Raw genomic sequence first — 18,239 nt, 5'->3', positions numbered from 1 at the left:
TTCGTTGAGTGGTATCAAGAAATTAGCAGGGCAGACATTATGGTATGGGGTAAGTTCCATCGCAGCGAGGTTCATCAATTACCTGCTTACGCCCTACCTTACGTTCAAATTCTCCGATGTACAGTACGGCGAGATGTCGATCGTATACGCATTCATTCCTTTTATGAATGTGGTGTTTACCTATGGCATGGAAACGGCTTTTTTCCGCTTTGCGAACAAATCCGACAAGAATGCCGTTTACAGCACCACCAGTATTTCGCTGATCCTGAGTACGATTGTGCTGAGTGTTGCACTGCTGTTCCTGCGCGGCCCCCTGACAGTGCTGCTGCAGATCACAGAGCACCCCGAATACCTGACACTGGCAACCGTCACCATCGCACTCGATGCACTTTGTACCATTCCATTCGCCAAACTTCGCCAGGACGGGCGGCCTGTTAAATTTGCCATTGCCAAAGTGGGTGGCATCCTGATCAATATCATCAGTATCTATTTTTTCCTGAGTGTTTGTCCAACGCTGGTAAAGGACAATCCTTCACACTGGATAGCGCGTTACTTTGATCCCACTTGGGCTGTGGGTTATGTACTGGTGGCCAATGTGATCCAGAATGGTGTTACGCTGCTGCTGTTAAGCCGCGAATTACTGGGCTTCCGCTGGAAACTGGATACCACGTTATGGAAAGAGATGATGCGTTATGGCATGCCATTGATCCTTGCCGGTTTTGCGGGTATGATCAATGAAACTTTCGACCGGATCATGCTGGGCTGGTGGGCACCGGTAAGCAGTGTGGCAGCAGCAAAAGCAGAAGTGGGTATTTATTCAGCCTGTTATAAATTGTCGATCCTGATCACGCTGGCCGTACAGGCATTCCGCATGGGAGCAGAACCGTTTTTCTTTAAGCAGGCAGAAGATGCCAATGCACCGAAGATCTATGCCCGTGTGATGAAGTTTTTTGTGATCACTTTATGCTTTATGTTCCTTGCGGTGGTGTTGTACCTGGACATCTGGAAACAGTTCATCCGTAACCCGAAAATGTGGACCGGCCTGAAAGTGGTACCAATATTATTGCTCGCGAATATGTTCCTGGGGATTTATTATAACCTCAGCGTCTGGTACAAGCTCGGGCATAAAACCATGGCCGGCGCCTGGATCACGCTGATCGGAGCGGCGGTAACACTGGTGATCAACTGGCTGTTCATTCCGTATTTCAGTTACATGGCCTGTGCGTGGGCAACCTTTCTTTGTTATGGCAGTATGATGGTGGTCAGCTATCGCTGGGGGCAAAAGGAATACCGTATCCCCTATGCCACGAAAAAACTGGTAGCGTATATGGTGATCGTGGTGCTGCTTTTCCTGCTGCAAAAAAGCATTACGTATTTTTACGGACCGTTATGGTTCAAACTTGGTACCGGAACCTTGTTCCTGTTTGCCTTTTCCTGGTTCATCCTGCAGGTAGAACGGAAGGAATTCCGTAAGCTGCCTGTTGTGGGCAAATACCTGTAGCAAATATTTTAAAAAAGATTTTAACGATCAATTCAATGGCAGAAGACCTGAATATATTGAAAGGAAGTAAGGAAGAACAATACCAAGCGCTCATACCCCAGATCAAAGGATTGCTGGAGGGCGAGAATGATGTGATAGCCAATCTCGCGAATGTGGCAGCGGCCCTGAAAGAACAGTTCGGCTGGTTCTGGGTAGGGTTTTATCTTGTGAAGGAAGACGAGCTGGTGCTCGGACCATTCCAGGGACCGGTAGCCTGTACCAGGATCCGTAAAGGCCGCGGCGTTTGCGGCAGCAGCTGGGCGCAGGCAGCAACGCTGATCGTGCCGGATGTGGAAAAATTCCCGGGGCATATAGCCTGCAGCAGCCTGTCAAGATCAGAGATTGTAATACCCTTATTCAGGAATGGAGAAGTGGCAGGCGTGCTGGATGTGGACAGTGATGAGCTGGACCAGTTCGACACCATTGATCAGCAATACCTGGAAAGCATTGTTGCACTACTCTCCGTTTAGAAAACTATTGATAACGAATCGTTTACAATCGCAATAACTGCATTAATATTATTTGTGCTACCTTTGTGGTATTCATATCGGCTTCTGCCGCTCCCGGATCTCCTTCCGTGACAAAGTTCCCCGGGTAAATAAAGTGCAGACCATATATCATCTGATTCTATTTCAGCTGAGTTTATATTAAATTTATTTTCATTGACATTTGAACAATTAGGCCTGATCGATCCTATCTTACAGGCACTGAAGACAGAAGGTTACACTACACCTACGCCCATACAGCAACAATCCATACCTGTAGTATTACAGGGCCGCGATCTTTTGGGTTGTGCGCAGACCGGAACCGGTAAAACAGCTGCTTTTGCCATTCCCGTGTTGCAACTGCTCTACAACGAGCGCCAGGCAGGTAATCATCCGAGAGGCATTAAGGCATTGATCCTTACACCAACCCGCGAGCTGGCGATCCAGATAGACGAAAGCTTTGCGGCATATGGCAGACATACCAACCTGAAACACCTGGTGATCTTCGGCGGCGTATCGCAATTACCGCAGACCACAGCACTGAAACAGGGCGTGGATATACTGATCGCCACACCAGGCAGACTGCTGGACCTGATGGACCAGGGTTATATCAAACTGAACCAGCTCACTCATTTTGTACTGGATGAAGCAGACCGTATGCTCGACATGGGCTTTATCCATGATGTGAAAAAAGTAATTACCCGCATTCCTGCGAAAAGGCAGACCCTGTTCTTCTCCGCAACCATGCCGGGCGAGATCGCATCACTGGCAAATACCATTCTTACCAACCCGCAGAAAGTAGAAGTGACGCCGGTTTCATCAACAGCGGAGACCATTCAGCAAGCTGTTTATTTTGTAGAGAAAAACGACAAAAAACAACTGCTGATACATGTACTGAAAGATCCTGCCATCAAAAGCGTACTGGTATTTACACGCACCAAACACGGTGCGGATAAAGTGGTGAAAGACCTGCAGAAAGCCAGCATCACAGCAGAAGCGATCCATGGTAATAAATCACAGAATGCACGCCAGCGGGCATTAACGAATTTCAAAAGCGGCACAACCAGGGTACTGGTAGCTACAGATATTGCGGCACGCGGTATCGACGTAGATAACCTTTCGCATGTGATCAATTACGAACTGCCAAATGTTCCTGAAACTTATGTGCACCGTATCGGCCGTACAGGACGTGCAGGCGCTTCAGGCATTGCATTTTCCTTCTGCGATACGGAGGAAAAAGAATACCTGCGGGATATCCAGAAACTGATCGGCATCACGATCCCGTTTGTGAACGACCATCCGTATGCAATGGCCGACACATCTCTCGTCCACATCAAAAAGTCATTACCGCAAAAACCGGACAACAGGCATCGTCAGCGCAATCATGGTAACAACGGCCAGCGCCGTAATTTCCGCGGTTCCGACAGGTCAGACAACAATAACAGGCAAAGAAATCATCCGCATCCGCAAGCAAGGCAGAACAGCCAGAGAACGGAAGAAGCGGAAAGGTGGTAGGCTAAAACATTCCGGCTGTTGCGCGTAATTCTGCCAAAATCCTTACTTTTGCGACCCGTGTTGCGGATGTGGCGAAATTGGCAGACGCACTAGACTTAGGATCTAGCGCCGCGAGGCATGTAGGTTCGACCCCTATCATCCGCACAAAAAAAGTGAGAGCAGCTCTCACTTTTTTTATTTGCACTGCAAATTCTTACTCCCACATAATTCCTGCTTCTTATTGCATCCAATAACTCTTCTGAATAGCGCGTACCACATTTTCAGAAATGCTGTATTCTTTTGCATATACCGGCCAGGCAGCTGTGAGATCCTGTATACCTGTCATGACAGAGTCTGCCCTGCTGATCGTGTACTTTTCGGCTATACTATTAACATCAGCTCTTGTTATACTGGTCCGTTTCCCGTTTATGGATAAGGCCCTGGATGTCTGGGTAAAGTTGATCAGCGGATTGAGTGAATAGGTAATGTCATACGCGGGAGCCAATCGCCACTGGTCGCTTATTTCGTCGTAAATGAAAGCATGATTTTTCAGATGATCATCGTGATTTGCAAATACAAGATTGAATACCATACGCCGGAACAGCTGATCAATATCACGCTGCTCCAATTTGAGATATAAGGCCAGATCAAACAGGTTTTCATAGGCCGACACCTGCGGATCTTCAAAATCCCAGCCACGCATGCCACAAGCCGTCAGTATATGTTTTTTTCTTCCGTCAACCCTGTCGAACCGAAGTGTTGCGAAATGTCTCTCATCAATCATCCGCGACGGCATCATTTCTATACCGGCATCAACCGCCATCCTGTAATAAACATATTCAATCGTTTCCCTGCTGTAAGAAACATCTTTATCAATACCTAGTTTAATGAGGTAATGATCATAATCATTTGAATACACCAGGTCGCCCGGAATAATACGGCCGGTAGTTTTGTCCTGCGATATCAGGATCTTTGGCCTTGCGCCTCCTGCAGAGCTTCCTATTTTGAAAATGTTGATCAAGGATGTAGTATCCAGCCCCTGCCCCGTCACATTGTTTTTATTTTCGAGTACCTGATTTACTACTTCGATTATTTCTGTCAGATCTATCGTAGTGCCTTCAGGGATTTTTTTTGCCGGCGCAAACTCCAGTGCGCCCATGCCTCTTTTACCTACATAGCATAATTGTTCCAGTACAGAAATCTGGTTAAAGTCTTTATGGGTATTTTCTAGCCATGCCTTAAAGATAATGTTGCCGAAAAGATCGGGCAGAGAATCCGCAAAAGGTGGTGGTAATCCGCGAAAAGTGTTGCTGTTATACCTGTCGAACAACTGTACTTCTTTTATCCTGCGGATCAGCAATGGGAAAATCCTTGTGTATTTTTCCGAATTCAGAAATTCAGGGTTGTATTGGAAATACGAAGCCCTCCGATCCGGATCCAGACCAAGCTTACCTATTTCCTGATCAAAAGCATATATTTCAATAATGTTGTTTTTTGACATTAGTATAAGGACGGATAAGATTGACTATTCTTTTGATTATCGACCATTTCTTTAAAATGTTCAAGGAGATCGAACTGGCGAAGCGCTTTAAGCAACGTGTCGACAGTAGCATTTTTCCCGGCTTCCAGTTTCTGGATCGTCATCCTCGATACACCCATTTTTTCTGCCAACTCTTCCTGGGAAAGATGTTGTTGTTTCCGGCGTAATCTTATAAGCTCTCCGATTTCCAGCTTGATATCTTTGATTGATATTGGCGTCATAAAATGATAACTATTCTAATCAAAATTACAAAAAATATACAATTTGATCATTATAATTATCAAATAAAGCGCTATTCATTAACCTGATTAATAACCAGTTGATTAGACATTCATAATATCACTATTCCACCGGTGCGGCCAGCCAGCAACCACAACACTGACACATGTTCACCACCCCTTCACCGCACCACCCTTAAACAATTTAACCGCCGCATCTGCCACCGCCTGCGACTGGTATGCTTTTACAAACTTCTTCACCTTCTCCTCATTCTTATTATCATCCCTCGACACAATTACATTCACATAAGGTGATTCTTTATCTTCTTTGAAAATTCCGTACTCGTCAGCATTTAATCCTGCCTGTGCTGCGAAATTGTTGTTGATGATGGCAATGGCAACTTCCTTATCATCGAGCACACGTGGCAATTGTGGGGCTTCTATTTCCAGGATCTTTAACTGCCGGGGATTATCTACGATGTCTGTTACTTTCGGTAACAGGCCAATGTTATCTTTCAGTTTCAGCAGGCCGTTTTTCTGCAGCAGTAATAAAGACCGGCCACCGTTGGTTGGGTCATTGGGGATCGCGATCGTGCTGCCATTCTGCAGTTCCAAGGTGTTTTTTATTTTTTTGGAATAGGCAACGATCGGATACACAAATGTATTTCCAAGCACTGCCAGTTTATAACCACGCTGTTTCGATTGTTCATTCAGGTAAGGAACATGCTGAAAAGCATTCACATCAATGTCTCCGAGATGGAGGGCTTCATTCGGCAATACATAATCGCTGAAAGAAACCAGCTCTACTTCCAAACCATATTTCTCTTTTGCTTCTTTTTTCGCAGCTTCAGCAATTCCCATTTCAGGGCCGGAAGCAATCCCCACTTTTATATAATCGGGATTATTCTTTTTTGAAGCGCAGGAAACAAGAAAGAAAGCAGCAGCGATTACAACAACATAAACCGACGAATGTATTTTCATTTTTGACTTTTTACCTGTGATTGAATTTTTTAGAAAGCTTATCACCCGTGAACTGGATCGCGAATACCAGCAGTACAAGCAGCAACAATACCGCATTCATGATAAATGCATCGTACCCGATATAACCATACTGATAGCCCACCTGCCCCAGTCCGCCCGCGCCTACCGCTCCGCCCATGGCAGAATAACCTACCAGTGTGATCAGCGTAATGGTGGCATTGTTGATCAGCGATGGCAGTGCTTCCGGCAATAACAGTTTCGTGATTACCTGGAATGGTGAAGCTCCCATTGCTCTTGCAGTTTCAATTAAACCCTGCGGCACTTCAAGCAGGCTGTTCTCTACGAGGCGCGCAATGAAAGGTGCTGCGCCTATGCTTAACGGAACAAGGGCTGCAAATACGCCAATGGAAGTACCGATCAGTGTACGGGTAAAAGGGATCATCCATACGATCAGTATGATGAAGGGAATAGACCGGAACACATTCACTACGGTCGACAATAACCGGTGATAGAAAGATTGTTCAAGCAATTGCCCCTTTCGCGTCAGAAACAAAACAACACCAGCGGGCAAGCCGAGCACGAAGCCAAAAAAACAGGAAGCGAACGACATAAAAACGGTTTCACCCAAGCCCTTGGCCAATAACGAAATATTTGAATCAAGCATATCCTTTGATGGTGTTTTTAATATTGTTCTGATTGAAATACTGGATCGCATTTTCATTACTCTTATCTGTACCAAGCAGGTGCAGCAACAATTTGCCGAAATTGGCCTTGCCGAGGTATTCCACTTCAGCTTTCACCAGTTTGTATGGAATCTGAAAATGGTAATAAATGGTATCGATCAGCTTTTCGAAAGGGATATTTCCGTTCAACTCTATTTCAACCAGCGGGAACAAGCCCTCGGCATATTTTTCCTTTACACCTTTATATAACTCCTGTGGTATTGACATATGATTTGTATTAATGAATTGCCTCAGAACAGGGTGACTGTTCCCCGATAATAATTGTTCAAGCGTGCCCTTCGCCACCAGCCTTCCATGATCGATCACAGCCACATGGTTGCAGATCGATTTCACTACTTCCATTTCATGCGTAATGAGCAGGATGGTGATTTTCAGGCGCTGGTTAATATCCCGTAACAACTGCAGGATCGATTGTGTGGTGGCCGGGTCCAGTGCGCTGGTAGCTTCATCACAAAGCAGCAGGTACGGATCATTGGCCAGCGCCCTTGCAATGGCCACGCGTTGTTTTTGTCCGCCGGAAAGATTAGCGGGATATGCAGCCGCTTTGTCTTCCAGACCTACCAGCTTCAAAAGCGCTGTTACCTTTCTGCTGACTTCCGTCTTGTGCACATGCTCCAGTTCCAGCGGAAGCGCCACATTTTCAAAAACCGTCCTGGAAGAGAGCAGGTTAAAGTGCTGGAAGATCATTCCAATTTTTTTCCGCTCCCTTGCAAGGCTTTTGCTGTCAAGGGTTGTGAGATCTTTCCCCCTGATCAATACCTGTCCGCTATCCGGCTTTTCAAGCAGGTTAACACAACGGATCAGGGTACTCTTGCCTGCACCGGAACTGCCTATAATTCCTACAATATCTCCTTCTGCTATTTCAAGATCAATGCCGTCCAGTGCCCTGAACACCTTGTTGTTCTGCCGGAATGTTTTTGAAATATTCCTGATCTGTATCATTTGACGTTATTGTTTGGTTCAAAAAAAAAATCCCCGGGGATGCCGGGGAATCATAAACTGCAGAATACAATTTTTTTATGCTGATCAACCGGTACAAATATTTTCAAAAGGCATAACCTTACAACAAGGCATCATGCCTGTCATGCGATTTGTACAACAATACCAGTTGGAATACCGATTCACGAGTGATAATTTTTAATAGTCTACCGCAAAAGTAGACTAACAATATCGAATAGCAAAAAAATTCTTTGGAAAGGAACCTGCCTGCATTTAACCAGGCAACTTTTGGAAAGTTTAAAACTTTCCAAAAGTTTGAAAATAGTACCAATTGTTATTGCGGTGTACTGATCAAAAATTCCATAGGCTTTTGTTTCCTCCCACTTTCGTCGTCTGCCCGCCAAAGCTGCGGATATTATAAGTGTACGTCAGCATAAAATACCGTTGCAGCACGTTTGTTCTGTTATCGGTGATCGCATTTGTATTGATAAACCGTACCACACTTGTATTGCTGTTGAGGATATCGTATACCGCCAGGCGCAGTTGCCCTTTATCCTGTTTGAACATCAGCAAGGTAACAGCGGCATTCCAATACACGCTTGCTTTCGGCAGACCGGGCGCTACCTGGTTCAGATGACGGTAATACATGTTGGTTTCCCATACGATCTTCTTAGGCATGCGCACAATGAATTCGCCCTGCAGCACCTGTTGTATGATGTTAGCGCTGTTAAATGCATTGCTTGTATAATGACTCTGGTTAGAGTTGATACTGTACCTCGGACTGAACTCGATCAGGTCGTTCCAGTTTAGCGCCACTCCTACATTTCCGCCGATACTTAAACCGGTAAGACGACTGTCTTCATTATTAAAACGTATTGGCGTTCTGTTCAGGCTGAAATCTGTTCCGCCGGAAACTGTAACATTCAACTGCTTCGCATTCTTATATTGTTTACTGAAGCCCATATTGAAATAGTTGCTCCATACTCCTCTCACATTGACCGGCTTATTCTGCTGAATACCATTGCTGCCGAGTTCTATCGCCTGGATCACGGCATCATCGGTGATGGCCGACTGGCCCGAGAAGTAAAAATTAATATTCTTCCGTGCGTCTATGATATTCCCGTTGAAGTTGATGTTATTGCGTTTGGCTGGTGCAAGGCCGGGATTGCCATACACGATAAAGAATGGATTGGAATTATCCGGCGTCGGCAACAGAAAGTTGATGCCCGGAGCATTTACGTCCTGGGAAAAACCTACAGAGAACCGTTTCCAGTTAACACTCAGGTTGAGCAAAACATTGGAATAATAAAGCCTGCTGCCCGCACCGCCTGTAAAGCTGTTATTGATCCACTGCTGCAACCAGCCAACTCCGGCGTTAAGATTTACATTATTGATCCGGTAACTTAATACGCCTCCTGCCTGACCGCGCGTCATTTCACGGGCAAGATTGCTGGTAAGCGAAACATTCAGGCTGTCGTAATTACCCGATGCGAGGTATTTGCCATAAGTGATCACGTCCTGCTGGTTCTTCTGGTAAGTGAGCGATGGATTAAGCCTCAATGTTAACCGCGAACTCAGCGGTGTACTGTAATTGACAAATAAATATCCATTGGTAGTCGGGGTATTGGTTGCGCGCAGCTGCTGAAATACAAGGTTCGAGAAAACGGGGTATTGATAACTGTTCAGGTTTTCGGTTATACTTGAAAGCGGATTTGTATTATAGGTAAGCACCTGGGTAATGGACAGGTTACGCGCTTTTACTTTCGCAGAACGGCGTGAGAACATGAAAACTTCAGAATAGCTGTCTGAAAAACCGTTCGTTGTCAATACACCAGTGCCATTATTTACCGCACCGATCTTATTATTGGTAGTTGTGATCACGGAAGGTGCTTCCGACCACTGGTCTGCGTGTGCATAAGACAAACGGATGGTCATATTGGTAAGCGAATCCGGTTTCCAGCCACCACTCGATGCCAGGTTATGCGTACGTCCACCTGATGTTTTGGTTGTAAGCGTTCTTGCAGTCACTACAGTATCCTCGAAAAAACGTTGTGTATTGATTGTCTGTTCGAGATCATTATGCGTATTTCCAAACATGTAGTTGAAGGAAAAATTCACTTTGTCGGATGGCGAATGATTCAGATTAAAACCAAGTCCATTCGCCCTGGCTAAACCTGAACCGGTTCCGCCGAGCGAGAATCCGTCAACAGTAAAACCCTGTTGTCCGGCAGCATTTCCATTCCCGTTGATCGTTCCCCAGCCGCTTCTTGAAAAACCACCCAGCTGTGTAATGTCTTTGGTGCTGAAGGAAGAGCGGTTGATATTATTGGCAAAACCCAGCAAACTCAGCTGCAATGTATCGCGGAATGTGTTGAGGATAGCGGCTGTCTCATATCGTTCATCACTCCCAAGCCCCGCAAGTACGCGACCGAAGACTGCTTTTTTAATTGCTTTCTTCAAAGTAATGTTGACCACTTTCCCGATCTTGCTCAGATCGCCGTCATTATTGAAATCGATCTCTTCCTTGTCGTCCATTACCTGCACTTTATCGATCATATTACTGGGCAGGTTACGTGTAGCCATCTGCGGATTATCTCCAAAAAAACGTTTGCCATCTACCAGCAGACGATTAACTTTTTGTCCGTTGATGGTAATATTCCCATTATCATCAACCATGACGCCCGGCAATTTTTTAAGAAGATCTTCCAGTAAAGCACTGGGTAATGTTTTGAAAGCCGACGCATTGAATTCGATGGTATCTTTTTTGATCACCACCGGTGGCCGTTCAGCTACCACGATCACTTCATCCAGCTGCCTGGAAGTTCCGGTCAGACCAATCTCTCCGAAATTGACCGCGGGTTCCTTTTCAGTAAGTATGAAATCTTTCCGTAAAGCATCATAACCGGAATAAGTGGCCATCAGGCGAAGCGGGATATTCATGGGAAGGCCGGGGATCTTATACTCACCGCTTTCAGTGCTCAGCCGGTAGGTAACGATGCTTGTATCTTTTGCACGGAAAACGGTAACGGTAACCAGAGCCAGCCCTTTTTTCGATGCACTGTCAATAATTTTGCCGGAAACAGTACCGGTCTGGGCAGACAAAGAGATAAAAAACAGACTTGTTAAAGCTGTAAGCAGACATTTCATAAACAGTATACTTGGGGTTTAAAGATTGCAACCGTATAAAGAGTCTGCTTTTCAAAAAAGGTTGGAAACAAATTTTGGTTTTTTGTTGCAGAAAAGCCGTGAGTCTCACGATATTAGGAGAACGGAAGAAAATCGCCGCAATGATCTGAATGCATTAGAATATGCCTGAAAAACGCTCTGTTCAGTTGCCCCTGCCGGGGACTTAACTTAAACGCTTTAAACAAACCTGCATGAACAAAACAGAAGTATCAATAATCATCCGGTAACTCAACGTGTTACCGGATGATATACCAGGTATTCATCAGAATGTAACTGCAAAATGAACCATCAGCCTGTTTTTTGCTTTCACAAAGCCATTGGCAAGGTTTTGATTCAGCGGAGTATTCCAGTTGGAACCGATAGCCAGCCTGTTCAAAACCAGTTCCACTCCTGTTGCTGCGGTTAAAAGATAACCTCCTGATGCCTCGGCTTCATATTTTCCATCCTTATCTTTCATAGCATTTTCATATTGCATGCCTATATTCGGCGCAAGTGAAATACCATGACCTAATCTGAATTTGTAATACAGCTGTGCGCTCGCGTTCCATTTATTGCCATAGCGGTAGTCATTGCTGTTCATTGTGTTCGTTTTATACTGCAAAGTGGTGCTGATACCGGCATCCTGCAGACGAAGATCATACATAGCGTTGGCTGTAAAATCGACACTGCCTGTTCCAAGCTGGAAAAGATTGGCATTATCAGCGCCGGGCGACTTATCCTGCGGGTTGTATTTTCCTGTTGGTAATTTTAAACCACCACCAACCCAAAGACTTTGTACGAGGATCCTGTTCCCGGAAATGGTCTGGCGCTTATTCAGCAGTTGATAAAAGCCCGTAACAGATATATCGCCCAAACCATTCTTCGGTATTGATTGCCCCTGGTTTTTCTTTTCAATAAAATGATACGGTAATACCGCCATAAGACGAAACTTATGACTGATATTAAAACCGCCCCATATTTCAGCAGATCTGTAGACCTCGTCTGTTGTCAGGTAGGTGACAGTTCCACCGCTGATATGCGTTTGTAAACCATTATACCGGTATCTCAAACCAATGATATTGCGACTGAATTCCGGCAGAATTCCGAGATAGTTACTGCCTGCTCCGCAACCGCATATATCACAGGCATAGGCTTGTGCAACCGTTATTAAAAGTGAAACAATGATGATTATTTTTTTCATGATGTTTATTTGATGAAATACTAAGCTGCATTATTGCTCAGCCAGCATTTTATTATTCACGAACTGATGATCGTTAAGTGTATTGAGGAACGCCAGGATCTGTGTTTTTTCTGTCGTACTCAGTGGAATGCCCAATACGCCGTTCTGTTTTAAAAGCGGATCCAGATTGGGCTTATCGTGTACATCACCCGAATAAGCATCCAGCACGATCTGCAGGTTATAGAAACGACCGTCGTGCATATAGGGTGCCGTATAAGCAAGATTGCGCAGCGATGGCACTTTGAACCTGTACAGATCTGCACGGTTCAGTGTAACGGCGTATCGCCCCGAGTCGTTGTTGTAACCGACAGCAATACCGTTGTCCCTGAAAGACTCGTCAGTGAACAATGGCTCTTTATGACAACCGGCGCATTTCTGCTGCACCAGCTGATAACCGGCTTTCTCATTTTCGGTGAAGCCTGTCTGGTTACGCATCACGCTGTCGTACTTTGATTCGCTGCTCACACACATGATCATGAACTGCGACAAAGCTTTCATCACCCGCGCTGTTGTAATATCCCTGCTCCCGAATGCTTTTTCGAACAGCGATGGATAGACGGGGGTGTTACGCAGCTTCGCCAATATATTTGCGATGCTTTCATCCATCTCAACATGGTTGGTGATCGGTGCGATGGGCTGGAGATCAAGGTCCCCTATTCCGCCATCCCACATGAAAGAAGAACGCCACGCAAGGTTCATGATAGGCGAAGCATTACGACTACCCAGACGGTCGTCTATTCCATGACTCACATCATGCCCGTGGTGCGTAAATGCCGCGCTCTGGATATGGCAGAACCCACAGCTAACCTGGTTATTGCGGGAGAGGATCCCATCGTAAAACAATTTCCTTCCCAATTCAAAACCAGCCTTGCTCACGGGGTTATCTGCAACACGGTAAACAGGTTCAGGGAAATGTTGAGGTTTACGGAAGCCGGTGAATACATCTATAGCCGTTTTACTGCAGGCACATAACAATACCAATGCAGCAATCATCGTGATCTTTCTTGATCGCATACAAATTGTTTAAGCTGAAAAATCTGGTTCCGGAAAAAAGGCTGCGATATTGTTCAGCCTACCGCAGCCATGTCAACTAATTCTCGGTGTGATCATGCCTGAACATCTGCACATAATTGGCAGCAACCCTGGCACTGTAATCGCCAAACATAACCGTCGGATTGGCTGCAATGCTTACATCGGTAGCGCCGTTGAACATTTTCAATACATCCACCATGATATGGACATTACTGCTCCTGCCCTCTCGGACCTTTGCCGTTCCGTTTGCACTGAGATCGAGTGTGATATTTTTGATGTTGTTCAGCGATGGCGCCGAATAACCACCGAAGCCGCCGATATGATAACGGAATTTTTTCAGTCCCGCCGGATCCGCCGGTGCAAAACTGGAAATGCCTTCCATCCTGAAGAAGATATAACCGCTGTTCCAGCCCCAGTACATACCACCATCATCATGACCGGTTGCAGCAGGATCGAGTACACCTGTTCTTTTGCTGACATCCATTGTGCTGCGCAGACTGTCTACACCCAGCACAAACGAAACAGATCTGTATTCTCCAAGTGGCACATTCAGTTTACAGAACTGTGTTGCAGGATCGCTTTCCCGCACGAGGAAGTAAGAACTATCCTGCGGAACCGCATATTTTGTACCATCGGTTGTTGTCAGCTGCACATTGCTGATGTAATACTGCAGCATCGTAATGGTAAAGTCTTCGCCGACCGAATTGGTATAACGTCCCGTATTCAGCTGCACATTGGCAGCGCCGGCTATATTGTCGAATTGCAGAGTGAGCGAAGATTTCAGCCCTGCATTAACCGCCGGCTGATCGCTGTTCTTTTTGCAGGAAGAAAAAATAATTAAAGCTAAAATTATGATTGAAGTAGGTTTCATTTGATAAGATTGATAAGTTAGGGAATAGCGCTTTCTGTTGTTGGTAGCTGACCAACAACAGTACACATTCAATGTTTGCCATTACAGATTGTATATCATTTTTCAATTGTTGGCCGCATGATCATAGATGTCCGGAAAACATTTCAATTCTCCAAACCGCTATGAACTCATTGCTTCCGGCTGCTCGGCCCGCCGCCGCTGACGTCTCCCGGAGGGGACTCAGCGCAGCACGATCCTGCTATTTCTGAAGCTGACTATAAATTATAACCTTCACGCGGGTGCTGTCATACATGTTGGTCAGGCGACCAACAGCAATAAGACCAACATTGGCAATAACAATAAATTATCCGATGAAACGTGGCGGCTGAAAAATGCCTTTGCTGCGCTGCAGCAGGATTCCGGGCAGATGGTTACTGAAATTTTCAATATTCAGGGCCTGCATTGAAAAATCGAAAACCGGAATTTCCTGGAAGAAAACCAGGTAGTCGTTTGACTGTATTTGTGGGGAGTGGTCTTTTCGGTGTTCATCCTGAACGATCTTCTTTTCAACGGAACTTTCCACACCGCAGAAAATCAATGACTGTCCATCGGCAGCTTTTTCGGTTGAACGATAGAAGTGATTGATGCGGAAGCTCTGCACTGCCATAGTCTTGTAGAATGGCTGCAGGAAAATTCCCAGGATTAATATGATGGAGAGCAGTTGCTTCACTTCGCGGCAAAAGTAAGCCGGATATTTTATACCGCAGTGTCATTTTTAAGGGCATCAAAAAACAAATAAGCGGACCGCAGCTCATCGCCGGTATCCGCTTATTCATTTCGGGGAGATCATTTATGGCTTGCGCAGATAGATCTTGCCGTATTTCGATGTGAGTATATACGCAGGGCCTTTGCCCGGTTCCGCCGTAAAAGAAGTGTAGAAATTCTTTTCCGTGTAATCTTTGACCTTCAGGTCGAGGTTACTGTAGATCTGGCCGTAATTTGTGGTGGCCGACAACTTGCCTGTATTTGCTTCCTGAACCGTTGCATCGATTCCTCCGTAAGTTGCAGTTACAGTTACCGGACCGTTGAAACCAACCAGCTCAACAATACCATATTTTGCTTTGATATCAGTGGCCATTCCTGCAGGCACTTTTATTTCAAGCGTGATATCCATATCCACACCTTCGGAATAGTAATTACGAATACCATTTTTATCCCCGAATGCTCTCATTTCACCCCGTGTTTTGAAAACGAGTTTCTGGCCGTCTCTCATAATGGTGTATCGTTTGGGCAGGCTTTCCCGGTCTTTGATCCTGTTGCTGATACTGAGAACACCATCTTTACTTTTATCTTCCAGTACAAAAGCGCTGTCGTTCTCACCATCGTTGATGGATACTGTTGCTTTCACATATACTTCGTTTTTATCCCAGGTACTGACTTTAACCACTTTGGGGAAATCGAAATCAAGTGCAACCTGCTGACCCTGTTTTACGGGGTATGAACGTGTAACCGTTGTCTGTGCCGATGCGCCGAGTGCGATCAGGCAGACCATCATCATTGCTATCTTTTTCATAATGCAAGGTTTTAGATGAGCAGGAATTAGTTTTTACGGAGATATACTTTCCCATAGTTGGAAGTGAGCGACAGATCAAAGCCACCACCATTCAGTTTACCTTTTACTTTATCTGAATAGCTGACCATGTCGCCGGTTTTTTCAATTTCGATCTTAAGATCTGAGGCAGCGAGGATCTCACCATAAGAAGTGCTCATTTTAATGTTGGCTTTTGTTGTAACAGGGATAGATGCATCCACATAGCCATAAATAGATACTACAGATATAGGGCCTTTGATATTCTCGCCAAACTTTACATCTACGCCGCCATAAACAGATTTTACTGCAAGAGGTCCTGTCACGTTTTCCAGCTGGATGCTGTTGTACTGCACAGATACATCTATCTCGCTTTCCAGGTTTTTAAAGATCCCTTTTCCTGCATTCATCACTTTGCTGAATGAATAGGAAACACTCATTGCCTTAGGCAGTTTGATTTTGATCTGCGCATTTTTTGCACTCACCTGCGTAACTTCAACCACGCCGTCTTTTTCTGTTACGCTGATACCAAGACCGGTATTATCTGTAAGACCGGATCCGCTGATCGGGCGAAGGCCTTTTGCACGATCGTCGTTTTCATTGGCCTCTTTATCGGAGCTGAAAATGATTTCATTGCCGCTATACCCTTCCACGGTTACGGAAGAAAGATTGATGACGATCTTGCCTGTTGATTTGGCCAGTTTGAATTCCTGTGCTTTTACAGACACCAGCGCTGCGAACGCTACCAGTGTTGTTACGATGTACTTTTTCATTATTGTTCTTTTTATTTTGTTAGTGATCAGACATGCCTTGCCCGTCATGCATGAACCGGTGGGGCATTATCGGGGGATTTTATTTATGATCTTAATGTGAGGATGCTTGAATAGGCATGGTCTTTTACTGCGTCCATGGTATTTCCATCCTGCGTTATTTTTTCAAGTTCATCGATGATGGCAGATTCTTTCATCCTCGTAAGCAGCTGTATCAGTTCTATCTGCACCATCGGGTCTTTCTGTTTTTTGAGTGAACGTACCAGCTGCTGTTTCACATATTTCTCTCTGTGGAAACGACCCAGCGCTTCAAGCGCAGCCAGTCGAACATTGGTATTGGGATCATTGTTCATGGTTCGTACCAGGGCATCTACCAGTTCTTTATCGGTTGACCTCAGCTTTGCCACCTGTGCCGCTGCACTCAGTCTTTCTGTAGGCGATTGCATATTGGCAAGTTTTGCAAATAATACCTGCCTGCGTTCTGCCAGTCGCTGCCCTGCCAGTGAAACATCGGGCAGTTTCTTTTCATCATGATAGATCTCAGGCTGCTCAGGCAATACCTGCGGCGGGTTAATGGTTGCCGTTGCCGTGGATTCCGGTGTTGCAGCCGTTGTATTGGCAGCAACAGGCTGTTCTGCCGGCGTTTCTTTTTGCATCAGCCTGAAAACTGTAATACCGCTGATGAGCACCAGGCAGGCCGCAGCCACACGTAACATGCGGAAAGAGATCACAATTCCTTCTTTGCGTTTAGCGTTCTCCTTTTTAGTGATCATTCCTTCCTCGTTCACCACCAGACCTTCTGCCGGTTCCTGGCTCGCCATCCGTTCCTGTATCCTTTGCAGGATAGCCGGATCCGGGCTGAGATGATCAAATGCCTCCCTGTTATTATTGACAAACTGTTCTAATTCGTTACTCATGACAAACCTCCCTGTTTTAGGTTTTGCAGTATTTTTTGTTTCGCCCTGTGATATTGTATCCGGACTGTATTGTGCGCCAGGCCGAGCAATTGACCAATTTCTTCCTGGGGAATATTTTCGAAAAGGTATAGCTGAACTACGGTCCGGTAACCTTCCGGTAAAGCGTCGATCGCTTTTCTCACTTCTTCCACACGCATCACGAAAGCTTTTTCATCGATCGCTTCTTCCTCCGCTACCACCGCACCCGAAGTTTCCAGTTCCACCATTCTTATTTTCTGCCGGCGCATCCAGGAAATGGACTTATTGATAGCAATCCTTTTGATCCAGGCCCTGAAGCCACCCGTATGTTCAAAACGGTCGATCGACTGAAAAGCGGATACAAATGTTTCCTGCAGCAGGTCTTCCGCTTCCGCCGTATGCCTCACAAGGCGGTAAATGGTATTATAAACCTCTTTGGCATACCTGTTATACAGTTCGGTATACCCCGACGCATCGCCCCTCTTACATTTCTCGATTTCGTTGTATGATATTATCTCAGTCCTTTCCAAAAGCTGTTGTCGGTGTTGTTATTATCAATCTTATCGCAGGTTCGTAAAAGATGTTACAGGAGATGCGGACATTTTTTCAAAAAAAGCCGGCATCCGGTACAAACTACAGAAAAAGCGGGCGGAAAATAAGCGTTCCTGGGATGGAAGGCATGCATTCGGAGTCGCATAAGCCGGATTACCGATGCACTG

At 45.5% G+C, this 18,239-nt stretch carries 17 protein-coding genes and 1 tRNA gene; 4 read left to right on the top strand and 14 right to left on the bottom strand.

Annotation, left to right across the window (positions count from 1 at the left end):
* Nucleotides 1-4: 4 nt before the first annotated feature.
* The 4 genes from B5D42_RS01845 to B5D42_RS01830 all read left to right on the top strand — a co-directional run bounded on the left by B5D42_RS01845 (nt 5) and on the right by B5D42_RS01830 (nt 3,684).
* Nucleotides 5-1,501 (top strand): lipopolysaccharide biosynthesis protein, encoded by a 1,497-nt coding sequence (locus B5D42_RS01845; protein ID WP_078829720.1) that lies wholly within the window; start codon nt 5-7, stop codon nt 1,499-1,501.
* A gap of 35 nt (nt 1,502-1,536) precedes the next feature.
* Entirely contained in the window at nt 1,537-2,010 is a 474-nt protein-coding gene (msrC, locus tag B5D42_RS01840) for a free L-methionine (R)-S-oxide reductase MsrC (RefSeq protein ID WP_078829719.1), read from the top strand.
* A gap of 192 nt (nt 2,011-2,202) precedes the next feature.
* The gene (locus B5D42_RS01835; protein ID WP_078829718.1) at nt 2,203-3,540 is read left to right on the top strand and encodes a DEAD/DEAH box helicase; all 1,338 of its coding nucleotides are present in this window, start codon (nt 2,203-2,205) and stop codon (nt 3,538-3,540) included.
* 62 nt (nt 3,541-3,602) lie between these two features.
* Nucleotides 3,603-3,684, top strand: a tRNA-Leu gene (locus tag B5D42_RS01830).
* A gap of 73 nt (nt 3,685-3,757) precedes the next feature.
* Here the strand turns inward: B5D42_RS01830 and B5D42_RS01825 are convergent.
* From B5D42_RS01825 to B5D42_RS01755, 14 genes are all read right to left on the bottom strand, one after another.
* Complete coding sequence (locus B5D42_RS01825; RefSeq protein ID WP_078829717.1) at nt 3,758-5,020, bottom strand: type II toxin-antitoxin system HipA family toxin; 1,263 nt, start codon at nt 5,018-5,020, stop codon at nt 3,758-3,760.
* Complete coding sequence (locus B5D42_RS01820) at nt 5,020-5,280, bottom strand: helix-turn-helix domain-containing protein (protein ID WP_078829716.1); 261 nt, start codon at nt 5,278-5,280, stop codon at nt 5,020-5,022. The genes B5D42_RS01825 and B5D42_RS01820 overlap by 1 nt, the downstream gene beginning before the upstream one ends.
* Nucleotides 5,281-5,448: 168 nt before the next feature.
* Entirely contained in the window at nt 5,449-6,258 is an 810-nt protein-coding gene (metQ, locus tag B5D42_RS01815; RefSeq protein WP_078829714.1) for a methionine ABC transporter substrate-binding lipoprotein MetQ, read from the bottom strand.
* A 10-nt stretch (nt 6,259-6,268) separates the two neighbouring features.
* Nucleotides 6,269-6,868, bottom strand: coding sequence for a methionine ABC transporter permease MetI (gene metI, locus B5D42_RS01810; RefSeq protein WP_245825523.1), 600 nt, complete (start codon nt 6,866-6,868; stop codon nt 6,269-6,271).
* 46 nt (nt 6,869-6,914) lie between these two features.
* Complete coding sequence (locus B5D42_RS01805; RefSeq protein ID WP_078829710.1) at nt 6,915-7,943, bottom strand: methionine ABC transporter ATP-binding protein; 1,029 nt, start codon at nt 7,941-7,943, stop codon at nt 6,915-6,917.
* Nucleotides 7,944-8,291: 348 nt separating this feature from the next.
* Complete coding sequence (locus B5D42_RS01800) at nt 8,292-11,087, bottom strand: outer membrane beta-barrel protein (protein WP_078829709.1); 2,796 nt, start codon at nt 11,085-11,087, stop codon at nt 8,292-8,294.
* A gap of 301 nt (nt 11,088-11,388) precedes the next feature.
* Nucleotides 11,389-12,306 (bottom strand): transporter family protein, encoded by a 918-nt coding sequence (locus B5D42_RS01795; RefSeq protein WP_078829707.1) that lies wholly within the window; start codon nt 12,304-12,306, stop codon nt 11,389-11,391.
* A gap of 30 nt (nt 12,307-12,336) precedes the next feature.
* Nucleotides 12,337-13,359 (bottom strand): cytochrome-c peroxidase, encoded by a 1,023-nt coding sequence (locus tag B5D42_RS01790; protein ID WP_078829706.1) that lies wholly within the window; start codon nt 13,357-13,359, stop codon nt 12,337-12,339.
* A gap of 76 nt (nt 13,360-13,435) precedes the next feature.
* Complete coding sequence (locus B5D42_RS01785; protein WP_078829705.1) at nt 13,436-14,248, bottom strand: MbnP family protein; 813 nt, start codon at nt 14,246-14,248, stop codon at nt 13,436-13,438.
* Between the two features lie 343 nt (nt 14,249-14,591).
* A complete protein-coding gene (locus B5D42_RS01780) occupies nt 14,592-14,957 on the bottom strand; it encodes a hypothetical protein (protein WP_139366941.1) in 366 nt (121 codons plus the stop codon).
* Between the two features lie 120 nt (nt 14,958-15,077).
* Nucleotides 15,078-15,800 carry a DUF4097 family beta strand repeat-containing protein gene (locus B5D42_RS01775; protein WP_078829702.1) on the bottom strand — a complete coding sequence of 241 codons (723 nt, stop codon included), beginning with the start codon at nt 15,798-15,800 and terminating at the stop codon, nt 15,078-15,080.
* A 26-nt stretch (nt 15,801-15,826) separates the two neighbouring features.
* The gene (locus B5D42_RS01770; protein WP_217698759.1) at nt 15,827-16,588 is read right to left on the bottom strand and encodes a DUF4097 family beta strand repeat-containing protein; all 762 of its coding nucleotides are present in this window, start codon (nt 16,586-16,588) and stop codon (nt 15,827-15,829) included.
* 83 nt (nt 16,589-16,671) lie between these two features.
* Nucleotides 16,672-17,502 carry a HEAT repeat domain-containing protein gene (locus B5D42_RS01760; protein WP_078829698.1) on the bottom strand — a complete coding sequence of 277 codons (831 nt, stop codon included), beginning with the start codon at nt 17,500-17,502 and terminating at the stop codon, nt 16,672-16,674.
* Entirely contained in the window at nt 17,499-18,050 is a 552-nt protein-coding gene (locus B5D42_RS01755; RefSeq protein ID WP_078829697.1) for an RNA polymerase sigma factor, read from the bottom strand. Before B5D42_RS01755 ends, B5D42_RS01760 begins: the two co-directional genes overlap by 4 nt.
* Between the last annotated feature and the right edge of the window lie 189 nt (nt 18,051-18,239).

This window comes from Sediminibacterium ginsengisoli (assembly GCF_900167075.1).
In the GTDB taxonomy this organism is placed as follows: Bacteria; Bacteroidota; Bacteroidia; order Chitinophagales; family Chitinophagaceae; genus Sediminibacterium; species Sediminibacterium ginsengisoli.
This window is presented reverse-complemented; position numbering and strand designations above follow the sequence as displayed.

Bases quoted from the DNA above. Each gene is read 5' to 3' on its own strand.
- msrC (WP_078829719.1), top strand. From the start codon at position 1,537: ATGGCAGAAGACCTGAATATATTGAAAGGAAGTAAGGAAGAACAATAC.
- B5D42_RS01825 (WP_078829717.1), bottom strand. From the start codon at position 5,020: ATGTCAAAAAACAACATTATTGAAATATATGCTTTTGATCAGGAAATA.
- B5D42_RS01820 (WP_078829716.1), bottom strand. From the start codon at position 5,280: ATGACGCCAATATCAATCAAAGATATCAAGCTGGAAATCGGAGAGCTT.
- metQ (WP_078829714.1), bottom strand. From the start codon at position 6,258: ATGAAAATACATTCGTCGGTTTATGTTGTTGTAATCGCTGCTGCTTTC.
- metI (WP_245825523.1), bottom strand. From the start codon at position 6,868: ATGTCGTTCGCTTCCTGTTTTTTTGGCTTCGTGCTCGGCTTGCCCGCT.
- B5D42_RS01805 (WP_078829710.1), bottom strand. From the start codon at position 7,943: ATGATACAGATCAGGAATATTTCAAAAACATTCCGGCAGAACAACAAG.
- B5D42_RS01800 (WP_078829709.1), bottom strand. From the start codon at position 11,087: ATGAAATGTCTGCTTACAGCTTTAACAAGTCTGTTTTTTATCTCTTTG.
- B5D42_RS01795 (WP_078829707.1), bottom strand. From the start codon at position 12,306: ATGAAAAAAATAATCATCATTGTTTCACTTTTAATAACGGTTGCACAA.
- B5D42_RS01790 (WP_078829706.1), bottom strand. From the start codon at position 13,359: ATGCGATCAAGAAAGATCACGATGATTGCTGCATTGGTATTGTTATGT.
- B5D42_RS01785 (WP_078829705.1), bottom strand. From the start codon at position 14,248: ATGAAACCTACTTCAATCATAATTTTAGCTTTAATTATTTTTTCTTCC.
- B5D42_RS01775 (WP_078829702.1), bottom strand. From the start codon at position 15,800: ATGAAAAAGATAGCAATGATGATGGTCTGCCTGATCGCACTCGGCGCA.
- B5D42_RS01770 (WP_217698759.1), bottom strand. From the start codon at position 16,588: ATGAAAAAGTACATCGTAACAACACTGGTAGCGTTCGCAGCGCTGGTG.
- B5D42_RS01760 (WP_078829698.1), bottom strand. From the start codon at position 17,502: ATGAGTAACGAATTAGAACAGTTTGTCAATAATAACAGGGAGGCATTT.